The organism is Streptomyces sp. ISL-98 (genome assembly GCF_018614055.1).
Classification (GTDB): Bacteria; Actinomycetota; Actinomycetes; order Streptomycetales; family Streptomycetaceae; genus Streptomyces; species Streptomyces spiramyceticus.
In genome coordinates this window covers 86982-108584 of the sequence record NZ_JAGGPB010000012.1, presented here as the reverse complement: position 1 = coordinate 108584, position 21603 = coordinate 86982, and the positions used below count along the sequence as shown (strand labels likewise).

The following is a 21603-nucleotide window of genomic DNA, read 5'->3' as shown; positions in this document are numbered from 1 at the left end:
GGCTTACTTTTTGGCGGTGGCCCAGGCGTGTTGGGCGGCCAAATCGTCCTTCACCTCGGCCAATTGTGCCGCGACCGCGGAGGGCGCGGTGCCGCCGCGGCCGTTGCGGGAAGCGAGGGCGCCCACGACGTTCAGGACCGTACGGACCTCGGGGGTCAGGTGCGGGGAGATCTTGGCGAACTGCTCGTCGGTGAGCTGGTCGAGCTCGATGCCGTGCAGCTCGCACTCCTTGACGCACTCGCCCGCGACCTCGTGCGCCACCCGGAACGGCACACCCTGCTTGACCAGCCACTCCGCGATGTCCGTGGCGAGCGAGAACCCGGCCGGGGCCAGCTCCTCCATGCGCTCGCGGTTGACGGTGAGCGTGGCCATCATGCCGGTGAAGGCGGGCAGCAGGACCTCAAGGGTGTCGCAGGAGTCGAAGACCGGCTCCTTGTCCTCCTGGAGATCGCGGTTGTACGCGAGCGGGAGGGCCTTGAGGGTGGCCATCAGGCCGGTCAGGTTGCCGATGAGGCGGCCGGACTTGCCGCGCGCGAGCTCGGCGATGTCCGGGTTCTTCTTCTGCGGCATGATCGACGACCCGGTGGAGAAGGCGTCGTGGAGGGTGACGAAGGAGAATTCCTTCGTGTTCCAGATGATGATCTCTTCCGCGATCCGGGAGAGATTGACGCCGATCATCGCGGTGATGAAGGCGAACTCGGCGACGAAGTCGCGCGACGCCGTGCCGTCGATGGAGTTCGCGGACGAGCCGTGCTCGAAGCCCAGGTCGGCGGCCACCGCCTCCGGGTCCAGGCCGAGGGACGAACCGGCCAGGGCCCCCGAACCGTACGGCGATACGGCCGTCCGCTCGTCCCACTGACGCAGCCGCTCCGCGTCCCGCGACAGCGACTGGACGTGGGCCAGGACGTGGTGGGCGAAGAGGACCGGCTGGGCATGCTGGAGGTGCGTACGGCCGGGCATGGCGACGTCCGGGTGCGCCTCGGCGAGGCCGACGAGCGCGTCCTGGAGTTCGGCGACGAGGCCGCCGATGATGCGGGCGTGGTCGCGCAGGTACATCCGGAAGAGGGTGGCGACCTGGTCGTTGCGGGACCGGCCCGCGCGCAGCTTGCCGCCGAGGTCGGCGCCGAGGCGCTCCAGGAGGCCGCGTTCCAGGGCGGTGTGCACGTCCTCGTCGGCGATGGTGCCGACGAAGGTGCCTGCCGCGACGTCCGCCTCGAGCTGGTCGAGTCCGGCCAGCATGCGCCGGAGTTCGTCCGCGGTGAGCAGGTTCGCCTTGTGGAGCACGCGCGCGTGGGCCCGGGAGCCCGCGATGTCGTACGGCGCGAGACGCCAGTCGAAGTGGACGGACGCGGACAGCTTGGCGAGGGCCTCGGCCGGCCCGTCGGCGAAGCGGCCGCCCCAGAGCCGGACGTCACCGTTGTTGCTGCTCACAGCTACTGCTCCTCAAGGGTGGGGATGTACGACCGCCTCCCCGAGGCGAAGAACGGGGAGGCGGCTGTCGAACGAGTCGTGATCAGGCGAGGTCACGCTTCGCGGCGATCTTCGACGACAGGCCGAAGATCTCGATGAAGCCCTGCGCCTTGGACTGGTCGAACGTGTCGCCCGAGTCGTACGTCGCCAGGTTGAAGTCGTACAGCGACTCGTCGGACTTCCGTCCCGTGACGACGGCGCGGCCGCCGTGCAGGGTCATCCGGATGTCGCCGGTGACGTGCTGGTTGGCCTCGTTGATGAAGCCGTCCAGGGCGCGCTTGAGCGGGGAGAACCACAGGCCGTCGTAGACCATCTCGCCCCAGCGCTGCTCGACCTGCCGCTTGTAGCGGGCCAGCTCGCGCTCGACGGTGACGTTCTCCAGCTCCTGGTGGGCGGTGATCAGTGCGATCGCGCCCGGGGCCTCGTACACCTCACGGGACTTGATGCCCACGAGCCGGTCCTCGACCATGTCGATCCGGCCGATGCCCTGCGCTCCGGCCCGCTCGTTGAGCTGCTGGATCGCCTGGAGGACGGTGACGGGCTTGCCGTCGATGGCGACCGGGACGCCCTCCTTGAAGGAGATGACGACCTCGTCGGCCTCGCGGGGGACGGCCGGGTTCGAGGTGTACTCGTAGATGTCCTCGATCGGGGCGTTCCAGATGTCCTCCAGGAAGCCCGTCTCGACAGCGCGCCCGAAGACGTTCTGGTCGATGGAGTACGGGGACTTCTTGGTGGTCGCGATCGGGAGGTTCTTCTGCTCGCAGAACGCGATGGCCTTGTCCCGGGTCATCGCGTAGTCACGGACCGGCGCGATGCACTTCAGGTCGGGGCCGAGAGCGGAGATACCGGCCTCGAAGCGGACCTGGTCGTTGCCCTTGCCGGTGCAGCCGTGGGCGACGATGCCGGCGTTGTGCTTCCTGGCGGCGGCGACGAGGTGCTTGACGATCGTCGGCCGGGAGAGGGCGGAGACCAGCGGGTAGCGGTCCATGTAGAGGGCGTTGGCCTTGATCGCCGGGAGGCAGTACTCGTCGGCGAATTCGTCCTTGGCGTCCGCGACCTCGGCCTCGACGGCACCGCAGGCGAGAGCGCGCTTGCGGATGACGTCCAGGTCCTCGCCACCCTGGCCGACGTCCACGGCAACGGCGATGACCTCGGCGCCCGTCTCCTCGGCGATCCAGCCGATGGCGACGGAGGTGTCCAGGCCGCCCGAGTAGGCGAGTACGACGCGCTCGGTCACGGGTTTCTCCTTACGATGCATGCGGTGATGGGTATAAGTATGCAGTGGTCCGTATGTTTCGTCAACCTTGCCTCTCGAGGTTCCGCCGGGCGTCGCGGACAACGGAACGAAATGGCACAAACATGGACAGGGGTCTAGCCTTGAAGTGCGGCAAGGCGATCGGGCCCATCGAGGCACGGTGCCGGCGCCGCAGGGCTGACGACGCCTCGCAGTTGAATGCGTAAGCGACTGCGTAAGTGCTGGTGTCCGGCCAAGACCCTCTCAGGTTCAAGGTTCCTTTGCCCTCACGCGCTTATGCCTGCGCGAGAGGCGCACGCCGTGAGGAACGAGAGCGAGAGGAGGTGTACCGAGATGCGCAGCTACGAGCGCCCGACCTTGTCTTCGGTGGGTTCCTTCCGGAAGATGACCGGCTTGGTCAAGCGAACAGGACCTCCGGACATTCTGGGCCGTCACCGTCTCATCGGCTGACTGGGAACGAACGGGAGCTGACTGGAAAGCGACCCGAAGGAATCGGAAATTCTGGTGGCGGCTGTGATTGCCGCCGCCAGGCTCGTCCAGCACTCGTCCAGCGAAGGCGGCGCACCTATGGCGGGATTCACCGGACTCGCTTCCGTTCCCTCATGGTTCGTCGTTCTTCCCGATTGCGCAGCAGCCGGATTTCTTGAATCGGCGTTGCGCGACGTCGCAGAGAACAGAATTCATCATCCGTCAGGCCGGCCCTGGTTGCTGGGGCGGTGGGCCGCGGAAGAGATGGCCGTCGGCGAGGCGGGACGTAACAAAATCGTGGTGCTGGGCGAGCACGCGGTCGTCGGCCGCCGGCTGGCGGACTCCGCTGCGCGCGTGCGGACGCCCCGCGATCTCGACGGGCCGGCCGGTGAGTTGGCGGGCAATTCGCATCTGGTCGCTTCTGCGGACGGGAAGGTACGCGTTCAGGGAACCGTCACCGGGTTCCGGCGGGTGTTCTCCGCCGATATCAATGGAGTCGCGGCCGCATCTGACCGGGCCGATGTCCTGGCGTTCCTCCTCGGATCCGCTATGGACGAACGGCGACTCGCGGTCCATCTGCTGGTGCCGTCCCTTCTTCATCCTCTGACGAACGAACCGGTGTGGCGCGGTGTGACCTTCCTGCCCACCGATCACTTTCTGCTGCTCGACGAGAACGGGCATGCACAGCAGGTCGGTTGGTGGACGCCACCCGAGCCCGAGCTGCCGTTGGCCGAAGGCGGTCAAAAGCTGCGGGCGGCGCTGACGGCCGCCGTGGACGTCCGGACCGGGGGCCGTGAGCTGGTCAGCTGCGATCTGAGCGGGCTGGACTCGACCTCGGTGTGCAGTCTGGCGGCCCGGCGGTCCAAGGTGGTCGCCTGCACCGCGGCGAGCCCGGATCCGCTCGACGACGACGTCCTCTGGGCAACCCGCACGGCCGCCGCGCTGGACAGCGTGGAGCACCACGTCATCGCGCAGGACGAGATGCCGCTGATCTACCACGGGCTGCTGGACATGGACGAGTTGCTGGACGAGCCGTGCGGGAGCATCGCGGACTACGCACGCTGGCTCACGATCGCCCGCCGCGGCGCGGCCCGCGGATCCCGGCTGCATCTGACGGGCTTCGGCGGAGACGAGCTGCTGGCCTCCTCGACCTCTCATCTGCGTACGGTGCTGCGCACGCGTCCGGCCGTCGCACTGCGGCAGCTCAATGCCCTCGCGGCGAAGCACCGATGGTCCCGCAAGCAGATGCTCCGACAGCTCGCGGACAGCCGCCCGTACCGCAGCTGGCTGAGGGGAACGGCGGACCGGCTCACCACACCGCCGCCGGAGGGAGGGCCCGTACTCGGCTGGGGGCCCGCACCCAGCCTGCCGCCATGGGTGACATCGGAAGCGGTGGACGCCGTACGGGAGTTGATCCGCGCCGCAGCGCCCACCAGCGAGCCGCTGGCCGAACGCCAGGGGCAGCACCTGGAGATCGAGGGAATCCAGTACGCGGCCCGTCCCGTCCGTCAGATCGGCCGGCTCGCAGCCCGGAACGGGATCACCCTCGCCGCGCCCTATTTCGACGACCGGGTGTTCGAGGCCGGCCTCGCCGTCCGTCCGGAGGAGAAGGACACTCCCTGGCGGTACAAGCCGCTGATCCTGGAGGCGATGCGCGGCATCGTCCCTGCGGAGAGCCTGACGCGGCAGACCAAGTCGGGGGGCATCTGCGACCTGAATGTAGCGCTGCGGTCGAACCGGGCGGATCTGCTCGCCCTGTGGGAGGACTCCCGGCTGGGCCGGCTCGGACTGATCGACGCGGGGGAACTGCGCAGGCTGTGCACGCGCCCGCTCGACCCGCACCATCCCCACGACTTGCACGGCGGGCTCTACCAGACCGTGGCCTGTGAAGTGTGGCTGCGCGCCTGGGAACGGGCCACCACCCACCCGAAGGCGGGAGCGAAGCCATGACACTCAAGCTGCGTACCGGCGTGTCCTGTGCCGATACCGAGTACGGGATCGCGCTGCTCGACGAGGACAACGGCGAGTACTGGGAACTGAACCCCACCGGTGCCCAGGTCCTGCGGAGCCTGCTGTCCGGCAACACCTCGGAGGAGGCGGCGCAGGAGCTGAGCGGTGCCTGCGACGTCGATGCGGCGACCGCGCGTGAGGACGTACAGGATCTGGTCGAGGCGCTCGACTCGTCCGGGCTGGTGGAACGGTAGCGACTCGTCAGGCCGGTGAGAGGAGAGTTCCGGTGACCCTTCCCGAAGCTGTCACCCACGAACCGCGCACGGTGCCTCTGGGTCGCCGGGTCGAGGTCCGTCTTGTCGTCGTACTGGCACGGCTGCTGGCGGGCCGCCCTCCGCGACGTATCCGCGCGGTGCTCCGCAGGGTGAGCCACGGTGCCCGTCCGGCTCGTTACGGTGAAGCCCGGGCGGCCCGCGATGCGGTGGTCGCGGTCAGCCTCACCTGCGCGGCGCCGGAGGGGTGCCTGGCCAGGTCACTGGCCACGGCCATGCTGTGCCGCCTGCACGGGCGGTGGCCGACCTGGTGCGTGGGGGCCCGGATGCTGCCGCCGTTCGCCGCGCACGCCTGGGTGGAGGCCGAAGGGGTGCCGGTCGGGGAGGGCGTCCCGCCCGACTACTTCCGTGCCTTCTTCACCGTGCCATGAGAGGTGTGAGCGGCATGAGCGGCGAACGCCTCACCGGACCCCGGGAGGTCCTTCGCGTACTGCGCGGGCACCGGCGGTGGGTCGCCGGCGCGGTGACGCTGACGCTGCTCGCCTCGGCGCTGGGGCTGGCCCAGCCGCTCGTGGTCAAACGCGTCATCGAGTCGTCCGGTGCGGGGACGGGCATCGCCGACCCCGTCGGCCTGCTGATCGCACTGTTCGCCGCCCAGGCGCTCGTCCAGGCCGTGGCGGGCTACGTCCTGGCGCGTACCGGCGAAGGGGTCGTACTCGGCGTGCGCCTCGACCTCATCGACCACCTGCTGCGGCTGCCCATGAGGACGTACGACCGGCATCGGATCGGCGACCTGATCTCGCGCGCGGGCACCGACAGCACGGCCCTGCGCCTGCTCATCGCCCAGGGCTTCACCGACGCGGTCACCGGCAGCATCGGCCTCGTCGGTGTGGTCGCCCTGATGGTCTGGCTCGACTGGGCTCTCTTCCTCGTCGTCATCGCCCTGATCACCTTCGGGGCACTGATGATCGCCTCGGTGCTGCACGGAATCGCCCGCGCCTCGCTCCGCGCCCAGCAGGCCACCGGCGCGATGACCGCGGAACTGGAGCGGGCCCTGGGCGCCATCCGCACCGTACGGGCGAGCCGCGCCGAACGGCGGGAGGCGGACCGCATCGGTGCAGAGGCCAGGTCCGCCTTCACCGCGGGCGTACGGGTGGGGAAGCTGGACGCCGTGGTCGCGCCGGCGATCGAACTGACGATCCACGGCTCCTTCCTGGTGGTCCTGCTCATCGGTGGCGTACGGGTCGCGGGCGAGGGCGGCTCCGTCGCAGACCTGGCCGCTTTCCTGCTCTACATGCTCTATCTGGTGGGGCCGGTCGGCGCGGTCTTCCAGGCGGTGAGCACCATGCAGCAGGGCGCGGGCGCGCTGCGACGGATCACCGAGATCCTCGACCTGCCGAAGGAACCGGACACCGAGCCCGCCGCCCAGCACCACAATCACCTCACCTCCCGGCCTGACGTCGACGCCCGCCGCCCACCGGTACTGGAGTTCCGGGACGTGTGGTTCGGCTACGACCCGGACCGGCCGGTACTGCGCGGGGTCTCGTTCCAGGTGCCACCACGCGGCCACGTCGCCCTGATCGGCAGCTCCGGCGTCGGCAAATCGACCGTCTTCGCGCTCACGGAACGCTTCTACGACCCCGACGGCGGCCTCGTCCTGTTCGAGGGCGGCGACGTACGAACCCTCACCCGCGCACAGCACCGCGCCCGGATCGGTCTCGTAGAGCAGCACGCCCCGGTGCTGTACGGCACACTGCGCGAAAACCTGCTCTACGCCGCCCCGGACGCCGGCGAGGCGGAGCTCGACCGCGTGGTGGAGCTGGCCCAGCTGACCGAGCTGACATCCCGGCTCCCCCGCGGGCTCGACACCGACGCCGGCGAACACGGCATGGCGCTCTCGGGCGGCGAACGCCAGCGCATCGCCATAGCCCGCTCCCTGCTCACCCGCCCCAGCCTCCTGCTGCTCGACGAGCCGACCGCCCACCTGGACGCGGTCAACGAGGCGGCGCTCCGCCGTTCGATCAGCCAGACCTCCGCCGAATGCGCGCTGCTGGTCATCGCACACCGGTTCTCGACCATCCGCGCAGCGGATCTGATCGTGGTCCTCGACGGGGGCGAGGTCGTAGCGACGGGAAGTCATGAGGAACTGCTGGACACCAGTGATCACTACCGGTCCTGTGCCGCGCCCAGCAGGTGAAATACCACGCCGACGCGGGAAGTTGACACGCATAATGCGTGGCATGGGAAAGCATTACGAACGAATAGACGGCAGGATTCGTACATTCATCGAGGATCAGCCCGTCTTCTTCACAGCCACTGCTCCGCTGGCCGCCGGCGGGCATGTCAACCTTTCGCCCAAGGGCCGGGCCGGGACGCTTGTCGTGCTGGACGAGATGACGCTCGCGTATCTGGACTTCGGTGGCAGCACCGCCGAGACCGTCGCGCATGTGCAGGAGAACGGGCGGATCACTCTGATGTGGTGCGCGTTCAACGGGCCGCCGAAGGTGCTGCGGGTGCACGGTGAGGGGGAGGCCGTGTTCCGGGACCATCCTCGGTGGGCGGAGCTCATCATGCGGTTCAAGGACGCGGGCGTCGACGGGCCGAGTGCGCGTGCCATTGTCGTGGTTCATGCCCGGCGCATCAGCGACAGCTGCGGTTTCGCCGTCCCCTTCATGGAGTATCAGGAGGAGCGGACGCAGCACGCCGAGTACTTCGCCCGTAAGACGGACGAGGAGTTCGCGGCGTACTGCGAGAAGAAGGACACCATCGGCGTGAGCCTGGACGGGCTGCCTGCGCTGCCGCTTCCGCTGCCGATGCGTACGGATTGAGCCGAACGGCGGTTTAGGAGGCCGTCGTCGGCCGTTTACGGTCGCCGCATGCGAATCGTGCGTACAGCGGCTCTCGCACTGGGTGCCGCGTTCCTGTCCGTCTGTTCCGTCGCCGCCGCGCCCGGCTGCGACGAGTTGTTGCCCGAGCGGATGGCCGACACGGGCGGCGGCACCCAGCTGATCACGGCCGAGGCTCCGCGCACCGGCTCCAGCACGGGGCGGGTGACGTGGTGGGAGCGGCGGGGCGGTCGGCGGTACGGGCGGTGGGTCGCCGTCGGGTCCTCCGAGGCGAGGTTCGGCTCGAAGGGGCTCGTGGCGGGCAGCGCGCGCGAGCAAGGCACGAACACGACGCCCACCGGGCTCTACGACCTGCCGTACGCCTTCGGGATCAAGCCGGCGCCGGCCGGGACCGAGATGGCGTACCGCCGGGTGACCGACAAGTCGTGGTGGTGCCAGGACAATCGCTCGCACCTGTACAACCGGTGGGCCGAGGGGCTGCCGGACGACTGCCTGGCGAGTGAGTCGGAACGGCTCATCTCGTACGGAGAGCAGTACGCCTGGGCGATGGTCATCGGGTTCAACTACGACCGGCCTGTGCGGGGGCGGGGCGCGGGCATCTTCCTGCACGTCAATGGGCCCGGGTCTACCGCGGGCTGCGTGTCCGTGCCGGCGCCGGCGATGGCCCGGATCCTGGCGTGGGCGGATCCGGACCGCGATCCGCACATCGCGATCGGGACGCGGTCGGGGCCGGTCGCGATCACCCGTTACTGACCCGCTGGCCACCTGCGGACGGGCTGCATTCAGCCCGTGGCCGCAGGCGGGCTAGCGGTCGTTCTGGGCCAGGCGCAGGAGGTGGTCGGCCAGCGCCTGGCCGCCCGCCGGGTCGCGGCTGATCAGGAGCAGCGTGTCGTCGCCCGCGATCGTGCCGAGGACCGCGTTCAGCTCCGCCTGGTCGATGGCCGAGGCCAGGAACTGCGCGGCCCCCGGCGGCGTACGCAGGACAACGAGGTTCGCCGAGGCCTCCGCGGAGATCAGCAGCTCGCCGGAGAGGCGCCGCATGCGCTCCTCCTTGGCGGACTCGCCGAGCGGCGCGTGCGGGGTGCGGTAGCCGCCCTCGCTCGGGACGGCGTAGATCAGCTCGCCGCCCGTGTTGCGGATCTTCACCGCGCCCAGCTCGTCGAGGTCTCGGGAGAGCGTCGCCTGGGTGACGCTCAGCCCGTCGTCGGCGAGGAGCTTCGCCAGCTGGCTCTGCGAGCGCACCGGCTGCCGGTTCAGGATGTCCACGATCCGGCGGTGCCTGGCGGTGCGGGTCTGCGGTACGGCAGGGCCGCCGTGCTCGTGGTCCTGCGCCTGCGCCTCGGTCATCGGTGTCATTCTCCGGATCGTTGGTCCCCGTGTGCGGTGTCGAGAACGCCGGGGATGGCCCGGAGGAACGCTTCCACCTCTTCGTCGCCGATGACGAACGCCGGCATGAGGCGTACGACATCGGGGGCGGGCGCGTTCACCAGGAGACCGGCGTCCTGAGCCGCCTGCTGCACCTGGGGAGCAAGGGACTCGGTGAGCACGATACCCAGGAGCAGTCCCGCACCACGGACGTGGGAGACGAGAGGGTGCCCCAGTGACTCGATTCCATCGCGCAGTTTCTCCCCGATCCGCTTGACGTGGTCGAGGAGTCCGTCGGCCGCGATGGTGTCCAGGACGGCGAGTCCGGCGGCGCACGCGACGGGGTTGCCGCCGAAGGTCGTGCCGTGCTGGCCGGGCTTGAGGAGGTCGGCGGCCGCGCCGAAGGCGAGGGTCGCGCCGATCGGCAGTCCGCCGCCGAGGCCCTTGGCGAGGGTGACGATGTCGGGATCGACGCCGTCGTGCGCCTGGTACTCGAACCAGTGGCCCGTGCGCCCGATGCCCGTCTGGACCTCGTCGAGTACGAGCAGGGTGCCGGTGGCGCGGGTGATCTCGCGGGCGGCCTTCAGGTAGTCCTTGGGCGGGACCACGACGCCGATCTCACCCTGGATCGGCTCGATGACCAGCAGCGCGGTCTCGGTGGTGACGGCTGCGCGCAGGGCGTCGACGTCTCCGAACGGGACGTGCGTGACATCGCCGGGGAGCGGCAGGAACGGCGTCCGCTTGGCAGGCTGGCCGGTGAGTGCGAGGGCGCCCATGGTGCGGCCGTGGAAGCCGCCGTCGGTGGCCACCATGTGCGTACGGCCGGTGAGCCGCCCGATCTTGAAGGCTGCCTCGTTGGCCTCGGCGCCGGAGTTGGCGAAGTAGACGCGGCCGGGGCGGCCGGAGATCTGGATCAGCCGCTCGGCGAGCGCGACGGGCGGCTCGGCGACGAACAGGTTCGAGACGTGGCCGAGGGAGGCGATCTGGCGGGACACGGCTTCGACGATGGCCGGGTGGGCGTGGCCGAGAGCGTTCACGGCGATGCCTCCGACGAAGTCGGCGTATTCCTTGCCGTCGGCGTCCCAGACCTTGGCGCCCTCACCGCGTACGAGCGGCAGTCTGGGCGTGCCGTAGTTGTCGGTCATGACGCCTTGCCAGCGCTGCGTCAGCTCCTGGTTCTCGGTCTGGTTCTCGGTCACTTCGCTCCCCCTTCGTGCTCGTCGGGCACGACCATCGTGCCGATGCCCTCGTCGGTGAAGATCTCCAGCAGGATCGAGTGCTGGACACGGCCGTCGATGACGCGGGCGGTGTTGACCCCGTTGCGTACGGCGTGCAGGCAGCCCTCCATCTTGGGGACCATGCCGCTGGAGAGGTCGGGCAGCAGCTTCTCCAGCTCCTTCGCGGTGAGCCTGCTGATCACTTCGTCGCTGTTGGGCCAGTCCTCGTAGAGACCCTCGACGTCGGTGAGCACCATCAGCGTTTCCGCTCCGAGCGCGGCGGCGAGCGCGGCCGCTGCCGTGTCGGCGTTGACGTTGTAGACGTGGTGGTCGTCGGCGCTGCGGGCGATGGAGGAGACGACCGGGATGCGGCCGTCGTCGAGCAGCGCCTGGATCGCGCCGGTGTCGATCTCGGTGATCTCGCCGACCCGCCCGATGTCGACGGACTCGCCGTCGATCTGCGGGAAGTGCTGGGTGGCAGTGATGGTGTGCGCGTCCTCGCCGGTCATGCCGACTGCGAGGGGCCCGTGCTGGTTGAGCAGCCCGACGAGCTCGCGCTGCACCTGCCCGGCCAGGACCATGCGTACGACGTCCATGGCCTCGGGCGTGGTGACCCGCAGCCCCGCCTTGAACTCGCTGACCAGGCCGTGCCGGTCGAGCTGCGCGCTGATCTGCGGCCCGCCGCCGTGCACGACGACCGGCTTGAGGCCGGCGTGGCGCAGGAAGACGACATCCTGGGCGAAGGCGGCCTTGAGGTCCTCGTCGATCATGGCGTTGCCGCCGAACTTGATGACGACGGTACGGCCGTGGTGGCGGGTGAGCCACGGCAACGCCTCGACGAGGATCTGCGCCTTGGGCAGTGCGGTGTGCTTACGAGTGCTCATGAGCTGTACGCGCTGTTCTCGTGGACGTAATCGGCGGTGAGGTCGTTGGCCCAGATGACGGCCGACTCGGTGCCTTCGGCGAGGTCTGCGGTGATCTTGACCTCGCGGTAGCGCATGTCGACGAGGTCGCGGTCCTCGCCGACACAGCCGTTCTTGCAGACCCAGATGCCGTTGATGGCGACGTTGAGCTTGTCGGGGTCGAACGCGGCCTGCGTGGTGCCGATCGCGGAGAGGACACGGCCCCAGTTGGGGTCCTCGCCGTGGATGGCGCACTTGAGGAGGTTGTTACGGGCGATGGAGCGGCCCACCTCGACGGCGTCGTCCTCGGTCGCGGCGTTGATGACCTCGATCCGGATGTCCTTGCTGGCCCCCTCGGCGTCGCCGATGAGCTGGCGGGCGAGGTCGTCGCAGACGGTGCGTACGGCCGCGGCGAACTCGTCGTAGCCGGGCGTCACGTCCGACGCGCCGGAGGCGAGCAGCAGCACGGTGTCGTTGGTCGACATGCAGCCGTCGGAGTCGACGCGGTCGAACGTCTGACGGGTGGCGTCGCGCAGCGCCGTGTCAAGTCCGTCGGCCTCGACGTCGGCGTCGGTGGTCAGCACGACGAGCATCGTGGCAAGGCCGGGTGCGAGCATGCCCGCGCCCTTGGCCATGCCGCCGACGGTCCATCCTTCGCCGCCCGCGACCGCCGTCTTGTGCACGGTGTCGGTGGTCTTGATGGCGATGGCGGCCTTCTCACCGCCGTGAGCGGAGAGCTCGGTGGCGGCCTTCTCGATGCCGGGGAGGAGCTTGTCCATGGGGAGGTTGATGCCGATGAGGCCGGTGGAGGCGATGGCGATCTCGCCGGCACTGTGCCCCTCCAGGCCCCCCTTGTTCAAAACCTGGGCGGCCTTCTCAGCCGTCGCGTGTGTGTCCTGGAAGCCCTTCGGGCCCGTACAGGCGTTGGCGCCACCGGAGTTGAGCACGACGGCGGAGATCCGACCACCCTTGACGACCTGCTCGGACCAGAGGACCGGGGCGGCCTTCACACGGTTGGAGGTGAAGACGCCCGCGGCGGCCAGACGGGGCCCGTTGTTGACCACGAGGGCCAGGTCGGGGTTACCGCTGTCCTTGATCCCCGCGGCGATGCCCGCCGCGGTGAATCCTTTTGCTGCCGTGACGCTCACTGCATCTCCTCGTTCGCCCCGCCGCGGTAGCGGCTGATGTCACTGTCGCCCGCGCAGCGCAGCGGCGCGGCTTTCGTCATTGCCTGCAGCCCGGCGGCTGCGCGTGCGTCGCTCACGGAGCCACTCCCGTAGTGGAAAGTCCGGTGTCCTCGGGAAGTCCGAGGGCGATGTTCATGCTCTGCACCGCGCCGCCGGCCGTGCCCTTGGCGAGGTTGTCGATGGCGCTGATCGCGATGATGCGGCCTGCCGCTGCGTCGTACGCGACCTGCACCTGAACGGCGTTGGAACCGTAGACGGACGCCGTCGCGGGCCACTGCCCCTCGGGGAGGAGGTGCACGAACGGCTCGTCGGCGTACGCCTTCTCGTATGCGGCCCGTACGCTCTCGGGCGTCGTCCCCGGCTTCGCCTTGGCGCTGCACGTGGCGAGGATGCCGCGGGACATCGGCGCCAGCGTCGGCGTGAAGGAGACGGTGACCCGCTCCCCCGCCGCCGCGCTCAGGTTCTGGATCATTTCGGGGGTGTGCCGGTGGCCTCCGCCGACGCCGTACGGCGTCATCGAGCCCATCACCTCGCTGCCGAGCAGGTGCGGCTTGAGCGCCTTGCCCGCGCCGGAGGTGCCGGTGGCGGCGACGATCACGGCGTCCGGCTCCGCGAGCTGGGCGACGTACGCCGGGAAGAGGGCGAGCGAGACGGCGGTCGGGTAGCAGCCGGGCACGGCGATGCGCTTGGAACCGGCCAGGGCGGCGCGGGCTCCGGGGAGCTCGGGGAGGCCGTACGGCCAGGTACCGGCGTGCGGCGAACCGTAGAACGTCTCCCAGTCGGCGGCGTCCGTCAGCCGGAAGTCAGCGCCCATGTCGACCACGAGCACATCGTCGCCGAGCTGCTCGGCGACGGCGGCGGACTGGCCGTGCGGGAGCGCGAGGAAGACGACGTCGTGCCCTGCGAGCACTTCTGCGGTGGTCGGCTCCAGCACCCGCCCGGCGAGCGGCAGCAGGTGCGGCTGGAGTCCGCCGAGGCGCTGGCCTGCGTTGGAATGGCCGGTCAGGGCGCCGATCTCGACCCCGGGGTGAGCGATGAGCAGGCGGAGCAGCTCCCCGCCCGCATACCCACTCGCTCCAGCCACTGCTGCACGTACCGTCATCGAGCCCTCCTCGTCGATGGCATGACTATACGCAGCACCGCACTTTTATGCAATGACATCAAGGGGCGGTTCACGCAAGTGACACCGTATGAACGATCAAAATGGCGGGGGGTTAGCATATGAGCGCCGCCTAGCTCGAAAGATAAACCTGTGACTGTCAATGATGACTCGTTCACCAACTGGAAGACCCGCGAGGAGATCGCGGAGTCGATGATCCCGATCATCGGGAAGCTGCACCGGGAGCGGGACGTCACCGTCCTGCTTCACAGCCGCTCCTTGGTGAACAAGTCGGTGGTCAGCATCCTCAAGACCCACCGATTCGCCCGGCAGATCGCCGGTGAGGAGCTCTCGGTCACCGAGACGCTGCCGTTCCTGCAGGCCCTCACCACGCTCGATCTCGGTCCGTCCCAGATCGACATCGGCATGCTCGCCGCGACGTACAAGACCGACGACCGCGGTCTTTCGGTGGAGGAGTTCACCGCCGGGGCCGTCGTCGGCGCCACGGGTGCCAACAAGATCGAGCGCCGCGAGCCGCGCGACGTCGTCCTCTACGGGTTCGGCCGCATCGGCCGCCTCGTCGCCCGCCTGCTCATCGAGAAGGCCGGCTCCGGCAACGGCCTGCGGCTGCGCGCCATCGTCGTCCGCCCGGGCGGCGGCCGGGCCGCCGAGGATCTCGTCAAGCGCGCCTCGCTGCTGCGCCGCGACTCCATCCACGGCCAGTTCCAGGGCACGATCACCGTTGACGAGGCGAACGGCACCATCATCGCCAACGGCAACGAGATCAAGGTGATCCACGCCGGCGACCCGTCGGAGGTCGACTACACGGCGTACGGCATCAAGGACGCCATCCTCATCGACAACACCGGCAAGTGGCGCGACCGCGCGGGCCTGTCGAAGCACCTGCGCCCCGGCATCGACAAGGTCGTCCTGACCGCGCCGGGCAAGGGTGACGTCCCCAACATCGTGCACGGCGTCAATCACGACACGATCAAGCCGGACGAGCAGATCCTGTCCTGCGCGTCCTGCACCACCAACGCGATCGCCCCGCCGCTGAAGGCGATGGCGGACGAGTACGGCGTCCTGCGCGGCCACGTGGAGACCGTCCACTCGTTCACCAACGACCAGAACCTGCTGGACAACTACCACGGTGCCGACCGCCGCGGCCGCTCGGCAGCGCTCAACATGGTCATCACCGAGACCGGTGCTGCCTCCGCCGTCGCCAAGGCGCTGCCCGACCTCAAGGCAAAGATCACCGGCAGCTCGATCCGCGTTCCGGTGCCGGACGTCTCGATCGCGATCCTCAACCTGCAGCTCGCGCGCGAGACCAACCGCGAGGAGGTCCTCGACTACCTTCGCGACGTGTCGCTGACCTCGCCGCTCAAGCGCCAGATCGACTTCACCACGGCACCCGACGCGGTCTCGAGCGACTTCATCGGCTCGCGCCACGCCTCGATCGTCGACGCCGGCGCCACCAAGGTCGAGGGCGACAACGCGATCCTCTACCTCTGGTACGACAACGAGTTCGGCTACTCCTGCCAGGTCATCCGCGTCGTCCAGCACGTATCCGGGGTGGAGTACCCGACCTACCCGGCCCCGGCGGTCTGATCTCGGCGGACCCCCTGACTTCGCGATGAGCGCTGTAGTTGGCCGGCCCGGCCAGCTACAGCGCTCCTTACCTTGTTGGCGGGTTGATTCCGGTCCTTCGTACGATCGGGAGACCCAGGGGCCTGGGTGTGGCTTTACAGCGCTCATGCCGTGGTTGTGGCTTTGACTGATTGGCCGCCCAGTGCCCCGCGACGACACGGCCACTCATTGGGATGAGCGAACAGAGATCGCTTCGTAAGGACACGTCGGCGTGGTCGTCTGCAGGGACCAGTCAACCGATCGACGAGGGAGGCTCGGGTGCCCGAGCTCTGGGCGGGGACGGACGCGGGCAAGGCCGCGCACCACTGCACGGTGATCGACACGGACGGAACGAAGGTGCTCTCGCGCCGGCGGCGCCGGGTCCCCAACAATGAGCCCGAGCTGTTGGAACTGATAGGCGACGTCCTCGCACTGGCTGAGGACAGCCCGGTCACCTGGGCCGTCGACCTGAACGCCGGCGGGGGCGCGCTGCTGATCGCTCTGCTGACCAGCCACGGTCAGCGGCTGCTCTACATCCCTGGCCGAACCGTCCACCACGCCTCCCGTGGCTACCGCGGCGACGGCAAGACCGATGCGAAGGACGCCTACGTCATTGCCGATCAGGCACGGATGCGCCGGGACCTGCAGCCCTTGCAGGAGTGGGACGAGATCGCGGTGGACCTGAAGATCCTCACCGCCCGACGCTACGACCTCGCTGCCGACAGAACCCGCGCCATCAACCGACTGCGAGCCCAGTTGCTGGAGTACTTCCCGGCCCTGGAACGGGCCTTCGACTACGCAGCCTCCCAAGCGGCACTCGTCCTGCTGACCGGCTACCAGACCCCGGCCGGCCTGCGCCGGGTCGGCCCGAGCCGGCTCGCGACCTGGTTGAAGAATCGCAAAGTCCGTGGCGCCCAGGCGATGGCCGATGCGGCCGTCGCCGCGGCGCAGGCCCAGCACACCGCCGTGGCCGGGGAGAGCACAGCCGCCGCCGTGGTCAACACCCTGGCCCGGTCGGTCCTGGCCCTGGACCAAGAGATCGCCGCCATCGATGCACAGATCGCGGCCCGGTTCCGAGAGCATCGCGACGCGGAAGTGCTACTCAGCATGCCCGGCATGGGCCCGTTGCTGGGTGCGGAGTTCATCGCCTGCACCGGCGGAGACATGGACGCCTTCGGCAGCGCGGGCCGACTTGCCGGAGTCGCCGGCCTCGCACCCGTCCCACGGGATTCGGGGCGTATCAGCGGCAACATGCGGCGGCCACATCGCTACCACCGTCGGCTCCTGCGCGTCTTCTACCTCTCCGCCCAGATCGCCGCCCGCTTCTGCCCCACGTCGAAGACGTTCTACGACCGCAAGAGAGCCGAGGGAAAGAACCACAAACAGGCGATCCTCGCCCTCGCCCGCCGCCGGCTCGACGTCCTATGGGCCCTCATCCGCGACCACCGCACCTTCACCACCGAGCCGCCCCACCCCAACCTCGCCACGGCATAACACCCTCACCCTGTGTCACTCGCACCCTTGACAAACATGATTGGGAATCAGTCACAACCGGTAGTGATACCCCCCCCACCGCTAATCTGCATCCCATCATGAGCACTCGCACCCACTGGAACACGCGCGCCGAGACCAGCGCCGACGTCTCCGCCGTCCGCGAGATCGTCCTGGCGGCCTTCGAGACCGCGCTGGAAGCCGATCTCGTCGACGCTTTGCGTACCGACAGCTCCTGGATCGACGGACTGTCCATCGTCGCCACCGACCAGGACGGCAAGCTCGTCGGCCACGCGCTGCTGACCCGCTGTCACATCGACGACACCCCTGCGCTGTGCCTCGCCCCCGTCTCCGTACTCCCCGAGTACCAGAGGACCGGCGCCGGCTCCGCCGCCATCCGCACCGCCCTCCAGGCCGCCAAGGACATGGGCGAACACTTCGTCACCGTCCTCGGACACCCGGCGTACTACCCGCGGTTCGGCTTCACCCGCGCCTCCGCCCACGGCATCGGCCTCACCGTCGACGTCCCGGACGAGGCCATGATGGCCCTCGCCCTCGACGCCGGCCACCCGCTGCCCAGCGGCACCGTCCGCTACGCCGCACCGTTCGGTATCTAGACCCCGGGAATTCTGCGGATCGGGCGCCGCCGGGCCGGTGTGTTCACAGGTCGCGGCGGCGTACGACGGCCATGGCGACGACTGCCGATACGAGTGCCCAGGCCGCGAACACCATCCACGACCCGGTGATCGTCGCCGGGTGGCGGTCCGGCATGAAGGAGTGGTCGCCGACCTCGGTCAGCTGCTCCCACGCCCCTTGGGGCAGGGCGTGCAGGACGGTGGCCGAGAAGTGGTTGCGGGCGTTGATGAGCGACGGCAGCACCAGGAGCACGAAGGTGAGCGTGACAACGGTGGCCGCGGTGTGCCGGACGACCGCGCCGAGAGCCATACCCGTCAGCGCGCACACCGGCGCGAGCAGGGCGGACGCCGCCATGACGCGCAGCGCGCCGGGGTAGCCGAAGGGCAGGCCGACGTGCCGTCCGGACAGGATCGCCTGGGTCACGCCGAACGACGTCACCGCGAGGACAGCGCCGTACACCAGCATGATCGCCGTCACAACGGACATCTTGGCGGCCACCACCGAGCCACGGGCGGGGACGGCCGCGAAGGTCGTACGGAACTGTCCGGTGCTGTACTCGCTGACGATCGTGAGCGCGCCGATACTGCCCGCGGCGAGCATGAGGACCATGGAGGCCCCGGCCGTGTAAGCGTCCCGCATGGCCCAGATGGGCACGAAGAGGGCCTTGATGCCGTCGGGGTAGCCCGGCCAGTTGTTGTGGTCGGCGACGGCGGCGTTCACATTGATGCCGATGACGATCAGCGCGCCGACCGCGAAGGCCCAGGGGGTCGAGCGCAGCGACCAGAGCTTGATCCACTCGGCTGCGAGGAGGTCGGCGAAGCGGGCGCGGGGCTCAATGGTCAGTGTGGTCATCGGGGTTCTCCGGCGAGGTGTTCGACGCTGTCGGCGGTGAGTTCCATGAATGCCTCTTCCAGCGAGGAGGCGCGGGTGGCCAGTTCGTGGAGCAGGATCCGGTGGTGGAGGGCGAGTTCGCCGATACGGGCCGCGGTCAGGCCGGTCACCGTGAGGGCCTCGCCGCGGTCCGGATGTCCGTCCGGATGTCCGTCCGGTTGTACGGATGCGCCTGCCGCCCTCAGTACGGCCGTCAGCGCGGCGCTCTCCGGCGTACGCACGGTCACGCTCGCACGCGTACCGCGGGCCGCGAACTCCGTGACGCTCTCCGCCGCGATCAGCTCGCCCCGGCCGATGACGACCAGATGGTCGGCGGTGTGCTCCATCTCAGTCATCAGGTGGCTGGAGACGAAGACCGTACGCCCCTCGGCGGCCAGTCGGCGGAACAGGCGCCGCACCCACAACACACCTTCCGGATCAAGGCCGTTGATCGGCTCGTCGAACAGCAGCACCGGTGGGTCGCCGAGCAGCGCGGCGGCGATGCCGAGGCGCTGCCTCATGCCGAGGGAGAACCCGCCGATGCGGCGCCGCCCCGCCTCGGCAAGACCGACCTCCCGCAGGACCTCGTCCACCCGGCCGCGCGGGATGCGGTTGCTGCGGGCCAGGGCGGACAGGTGAGCCCGCGCGGTGTGCCCGCCGTGGACATCGCCCGCGTCGAGCAGCGCGCCGACGTGGCGCAGGCCGCGCGGGCGGTCGCGGAACGGGCGGCCGTCGATGGTGGCGGTTCCGCCCGTGGGGTCGTTCAGACCGAGGAGCAGCCGCAAAGTGGTGCTCTTCCCGGCGCCGTTGGGGCCCAGGAACCCGGTGACGTGCCCGGGGCGCACGGTGAAGGTCAGGCCGTTCACGGCGGTGGTTGCGCCGTATCGCTTGGTCAGTTCGTTGACTTCGATCACCCGGCCAACGGTGCCCGGAGCCGTGCCCGTACGGCATCGGGCCGTCGGCCACACTCTCGGGGGCCGTTGTAGCCCGTGGGCGTAGGTCCACGGACCAATGCTCTGCCGCAGGTCAGGCGGTTACGATCCCCTCATGCCCACCACGACGACGAGTTCTCGACGCCCTGCACGGGTGAGGAGCGTCGGACCGCCCGTCGCGTGGACGGTCCTGGCCTGGGGCGGGGCGGTGGCGTACCCGTTCGTCCTGTTCTTCTCGGTGCAGGCCGGGCCTTATCGCTCCGTTCCCCTGCGGGTCTTTCTGTCGGGCGTCGCTACCGTCCTCGTCGTCGGTCTGCTGCGGCGCAGTCCGCTGCCTGCGGTGGCGCTGATGCTCGTCGGTACGTTCGCCGCCGCGACCACATGGCCGTACTGGGAGATCGTCTATCTGCTGGTCCTGGTGAACGATCTCGCCGTCGGCTTCCTCGTGGCCAACCGTCCGCGCCGCACCGCGATCGCGGCCGCCGTCCTGACGCTCGGCGTGCAGATCAGCTCCGTCCGCTACTACACGGACGGGTCGGGCGAATACACCAATGCTGTCGTGTTTCTCGTTCTGGCGGTCCTCGCCGCCTGGCTGGCGGGTTACTCGGTCCGCGAGCGCCGCGAGCACGCCGCGGCGCTGCGCTCGCAGACCGCGGCTCAGGCCGTCACCGCGGAACGGCTGCGCATCGCCCGCGAGTTGCACGACATGATCGCGCACAGCATCGGCGTCATCGCCATCCAGGCAGGTGTCGGCAGCCGGGTCATCGACACGCAGCCGGACGAGGCGCGCAACGCGCTCACCACCATCGAAGCCACCAGCAGGGAAACCCTCGCCGGGCTGCGGCGGACGCTGGGTGCGCTGCGCCGCACTGAGCCGGGCTCCGAACCCGGCTCCGAATCGCGCTCCGGATCCGGGCCCGGGCGCCGGGCCGCGCCGCTCGACCCGACGCCCGGGCTGGCCGACGTGGGCCGGCTGGCCGCGTCGACGCTGGACGCAGGCGTACGGGTCGATGTGCGGTGGCGGGGAGAGCGGCGGCCGCTGCCCGCCGACATCGACCTGGCGGCGTTCCGGATCCTTCAGGAAGCGCTCACCAACGTGGTACGCCACGCGGGCACCCGCGACTGCCGGGTGACCGTCGACTACCGGGACGCCGAGCTGTCCATAGAGGTCGAGGACGACGGCCGCGGCGGCCCGGTCCCCGGCAGCGGCGGCGACACCGGCTGGGGCATCGTCGGCATGCGGGAGCGGGTCAGCCTGCTGCGCGGACACTTCACCGCCGGGTCCCGGCCCGAAGGCGGCTTTCACGTGGCGGCCAGGCTGCCCCTCTCCGAAGGAGCCGGATGACGGTCCGTATCGTGCTCGCCGACGACCAGCCGCTGGTACGCGCCGGCCTGCGCGTCCTGATGGCCGACACCCCGGACATCGACGTCGTGGGAGAGGCCGGAACGGGGACGGAGGCGGTCCGGCTGGCCGGGGACGTACATCCCGATGTGGTGGTGATGGACATCCGCATGCCGGGTATGGACGGCATCGAGGCCACCCGGCTGATCACGGCGGGCCCGGATGCGGCGCGCGTCCTCGTCCTCACCACGTTCGACGACGACGATTATGTCTACGCCGCGCTCCGCGCCGGGGCGAGCGGGTTCCTCGTCAAGGACATGGCCCTGGAAGACATCCTCGCGGCGATCCGCGTGGTCGCCGCCGGGGACGGCCTGATCGCGCCGAGCGTCACGCGCCGCCTCATCGAGGAGTTCGCCGCCCGCCCGGAACCGGCCCGGCCGCCCCGGTCGGTCGAGGGCATCACCGGGCGGGAACGCGAGGTGATGACCCTTGTCGGACGCGGCATGTCGAACAGCGAGATCGCGAGCCATCTGTGCATCAGCGTGGCCACCGTAAAGGCGCACGTGGCGCGGCTGTTCACGAAACTCGGCGCGCGCGACCGGGTTCACCTTGTGATCATCGCGTACGAGACGGGGATGGTGGCGCCGCCGAGGTGAGCGGCGTAAGGGCGTCCCA

Annotated in this window: 21 protein-coding genes; 12 read left to right on the top strand and 9 right to left on the bottom strand. The window is 69.6% G+C overall.

The features are described from left to right. Positions 1 to 3: 3 nt before the first annotated feature. Both argH and J7I98_RS09185 read right to left on the bottom strand, forming a co-directional pair. The gene (gene argH / locus J7I98_RS09190; RefSeq protein WP_214920115.1) at positions 4 to 1431 is read right to left on the bottom strand and encodes an argininosuccinate lyase; all 1428 of its coding nucleotides are present in this window, start codon (positions 1429 to 1431) and stop codon (positions 4 to 6) included. Between the two features lie 82 nt (positions 1432 to 1513). Beyond that, positions 1514 to 2707, bottom strand: a complete 1194-nt coding sequence (locus J7I98_RS09185; protein WP_214920114.1) for an argininosuccinate synthase — start codon at positions 2705 to 2707, stop codon at positions 1514 to 1516. A gap of 216 nt (positions 2708 to 2923) precedes the next feature. Between J7I98_RS09185 and J7I98_RS42865 the strand changes: the two genes are divergently transcribed. The 7 genes from J7I98_RS42865 to J7I98_RS09155 all read left to right on the top strand — a co-directional run bounded on the left by J7I98_RS42865 (position 2924) and on the right by J7I98_RS09155 (position 9014). Next, on the top strand, positions 2924 to 3175 hold the full coding sequence (locus J7I98_RS42865; RefSeq protein WP_374225094.1) for a keywimysin-related RiPP: 252 nt from the start codon (positions 2924 to 2926) through the stop codon (positions 3173 to 3175). A gap of 282 nt (positions 3176 to 3457) precedes the next feature. After that, positions 3458 to 5143, top strand: coding sequence for an asparagine synthase-related protein (locus tag J7I98_RS09180; protein WP_285438009.1), 1686 nt, complete (start codon positions 3458 to 3460; stop codon positions 5141 to 5143). Then, complete coding sequence (locus J7I98_RS09175) at positions 5140 to 5397, top strand: lasso peptide biosynthesis PqqD family chaperone (protein ID WP_214920113.1); 258 nt, start codon at positions 5140 to 5142, stop codon at positions 5395 to 5397. Before J7I98_RS09180 ends, J7I98_RS09175 begins: the two co-directional genes overlap by 4 nt. 32 nt (positions 5398 to 5429) lie before the next feature. After that, positions 5430 to 5846: a lasso peptide biosynthesis B2 protein gene (locus J7I98_RS09170; protein WP_214920112.1), complete on the top strand. Its 417-nt coding sequence runs from the start codon at positions 5430 to 5432 to the stop codon at positions 5844 to 5846. 14 nt (positions 5847 to 5860) lie between these two features. Beyond that, complete coding sequence (locus J7I98_RS09165) at positions 5861 to 7612, top strand: ABC transporter ATP-binding protein (protein WP_251020356.1); 1752 nt, start codon at positions 5861 to 5863, stop codon at positions 7610 to 7612. Positions 7613 to 7655: 43 nt separating this feature from the next. Further along, a complete protein-coding gene (locus J7I98_RS09160) occupies positions 7656 to 8243 on the top strand; it encodes a pyridoxamine 5'-phosphate oxidase family protein (protein WP_214920110.1) in 588 nt (195 codons plus the stop codon). Between the two features lie 48 nt (positions 8244 to 8291). After that, positions 8292 to 9014: a L,D-transpeptidase gene (locus tag J7I98_RS09155; RefSeq protein ID WP_214920109.1), complete on the top strand. Its 723-nt coding sequence runs from the start codon at positions 8292 to 8294 to the stop codon at positions 9012 to 9014. 51 nt (positions 9015 to 9065) lie between these two features. On the opposite strand, the gene J7I98_RS09150 is transcribed toward J7I98_RS09155, so the two are convergent. From J7I98_RS09150 to argC, 5 genes are all read right to left on the bottom strand, one after another. Continuing rightward, complete coding sequence (locus J7I98_RS09150; RefSeq protein WP_214920143.1) at positions 9066 to 9608, bottom strand: arginine repressor; 543 nt, start codon at positions 9606 to 9608, stop codon at positions 9066 to 9068. A 5-nt stretch (positions 9609 to 9613) separates the two neighbouring features. After that, on the bottom strand, positions 9614 to 10825 hold the full coding sequence (locus J7I98_RS09145) for an acetylornithine transaminase (RefSeq protein ID WP_308377713.1): 1212 nt from the start codon (positions 10823 to 10825) through the stop codon (positions 9614 to 9616). Further along, the gene (argB, locus tag J7I98_RS09140; protein ID WP_214920108.1) at positions 10822 to 11727 is read right to left on the bottom strand and encodes an acetylglutamate kinase; all 906 of its coding nucleotides are present in this window, start codon (positions 11725 to 11727) and stop codon (positions 10822 to 10824) included. Before argB ends, J7I98_RS09145 begins: the two co-directional genes overlap by 4 nt. After that, a complete protein-coding gene (gene argJ / locus J7I98_RS09135) occupies positions 11724 to 12893 on the bottom strand; it encodes a bifunctional glutamate N-acetyltransferase/amino-acid acetyltransferase ArgJ (protein ID WP_214920107.1) in 1170 nt (389 codons plus the stop codon). The genes argB and argJ overlap by 4 nt, the downstream gene beginning before the upstream one ends. Positions 12894 to 13005: 112 nt before the next feature. Then, entirely contained in the window at positions 13006 to 14034 is a 1029-nt protein-coding gene (gene argC / locus J7I98_RS09130; protein ID WP_214920106.1) for an N-acetyl-gamma-glutamyl-phosphate reductase, read from the bottom strand. A gap of 150 nt (positions 14035 to 14184) precedes the next feature. On the opposite strand from argC, the gene J7I98_RS09125 reads away from it, so the two are divergent. The 3 genes from J7I98_RS09125 to J7I98_RS09115 all read left to right on the top strand — a co-directional run bounded on the left by J7I98_RS09125 (position 14185) and on the right by J7I98_RS09115 (position 17765). Then, a complete protein-coding gene (locus tag J7I98_RS09125; RefSeq protein WP_214920105.1) occupies positions 14185 to 15639 on the top strand; it encodes a glyceraldehyde-3-phosphate dehydrogenase in 1455 nt (484 codons plus the stop codon). Positions 15640 to 15936: 297 nt separating this feature from the next. Then, positions 15937 to 17151 (top strand): IS110 family transposase, encoded by a 1215-nt coding sequence (locus J7I98_RS09120; RefSeq protein ID WP_214920104.1) that lies wholly within the window; start codon positions 15937 to 15939, stop codon positions 17149 to 17151. Positions 17152 to 17249: 98 nt separating this feature from the next. Next, the gene (locus J7I98_RS09115) at positions 17250 to 17765 is read left to right on the top strand and encodes a GNAT family N-acetyltransferase (protein WP_214920103.1); all 516 of its coding nucleotides are present in this window, start codon (positions 17250 to 17252) and stop codon (positions 17763 to 17765) included. A gap of 43 nt (positions 17766 to 17808) precedes the next feature. Here J7I98_RS09115 and J7I98_RS09110 read toward each other — a convergent pair whose 3' ends face one another. Beyond that, on the bottom strand, positions 17809 to 18636 hold the full coding sequence (locus J7I98_RS09110) for an ABC transporter permease subunit (RefSeq protein WP_214920102.1): 828 nt from the start codon (positions 18634 to 18636) through the stop codon (positions 17809 to 17811). After that, entirely contained in the window at positions 18633 to 19568 is a 936-nt protein-coding gene (locus J7I98_RS09105) for an ATP-binding cassette domain-containing protein (RefSeq protein WP_214920101.1), read from the bottom strand. The genes J7I98_RS09110 and J7I98_RS09105 overlap by 4 nt, the downstream gene beginning before the upstream one ends. A gap of 133 nt (positions 19569 to 19701) precedes the next feature. Here J7I98_RS09105 and J7I98_RS09100 point away from each other — a divergent pair, with 133 nt between their 5' ends. Next, positions 19702 to 20931 carry a sensor histidine kinase gene (locus tag J7I98_RS09100; RefSeq protein ID WP_214920100.1) on the top strand — a complete coding sequence of 410 codons (1230 nt, stop codon included), beginning with the start codon at positions 19702 to 19704 and terminating at the stop codon, positions 20929 to 20931. Next, entirely contained in the window at positions 20928 to 21584 is a 657-nt protein-coding gene (locus J7I98_RS09095; RefSeq protein ID WP_214920099.1) for a response regulator transcription factor, read from the top strand. The genes J7I98_RS09100 and J7I98_RS09095 overlap by 4 nt, the downstream gene beginning before the upstream one ends. Positions 21585 to 21603: the final 19 nt, after the last annotated feature.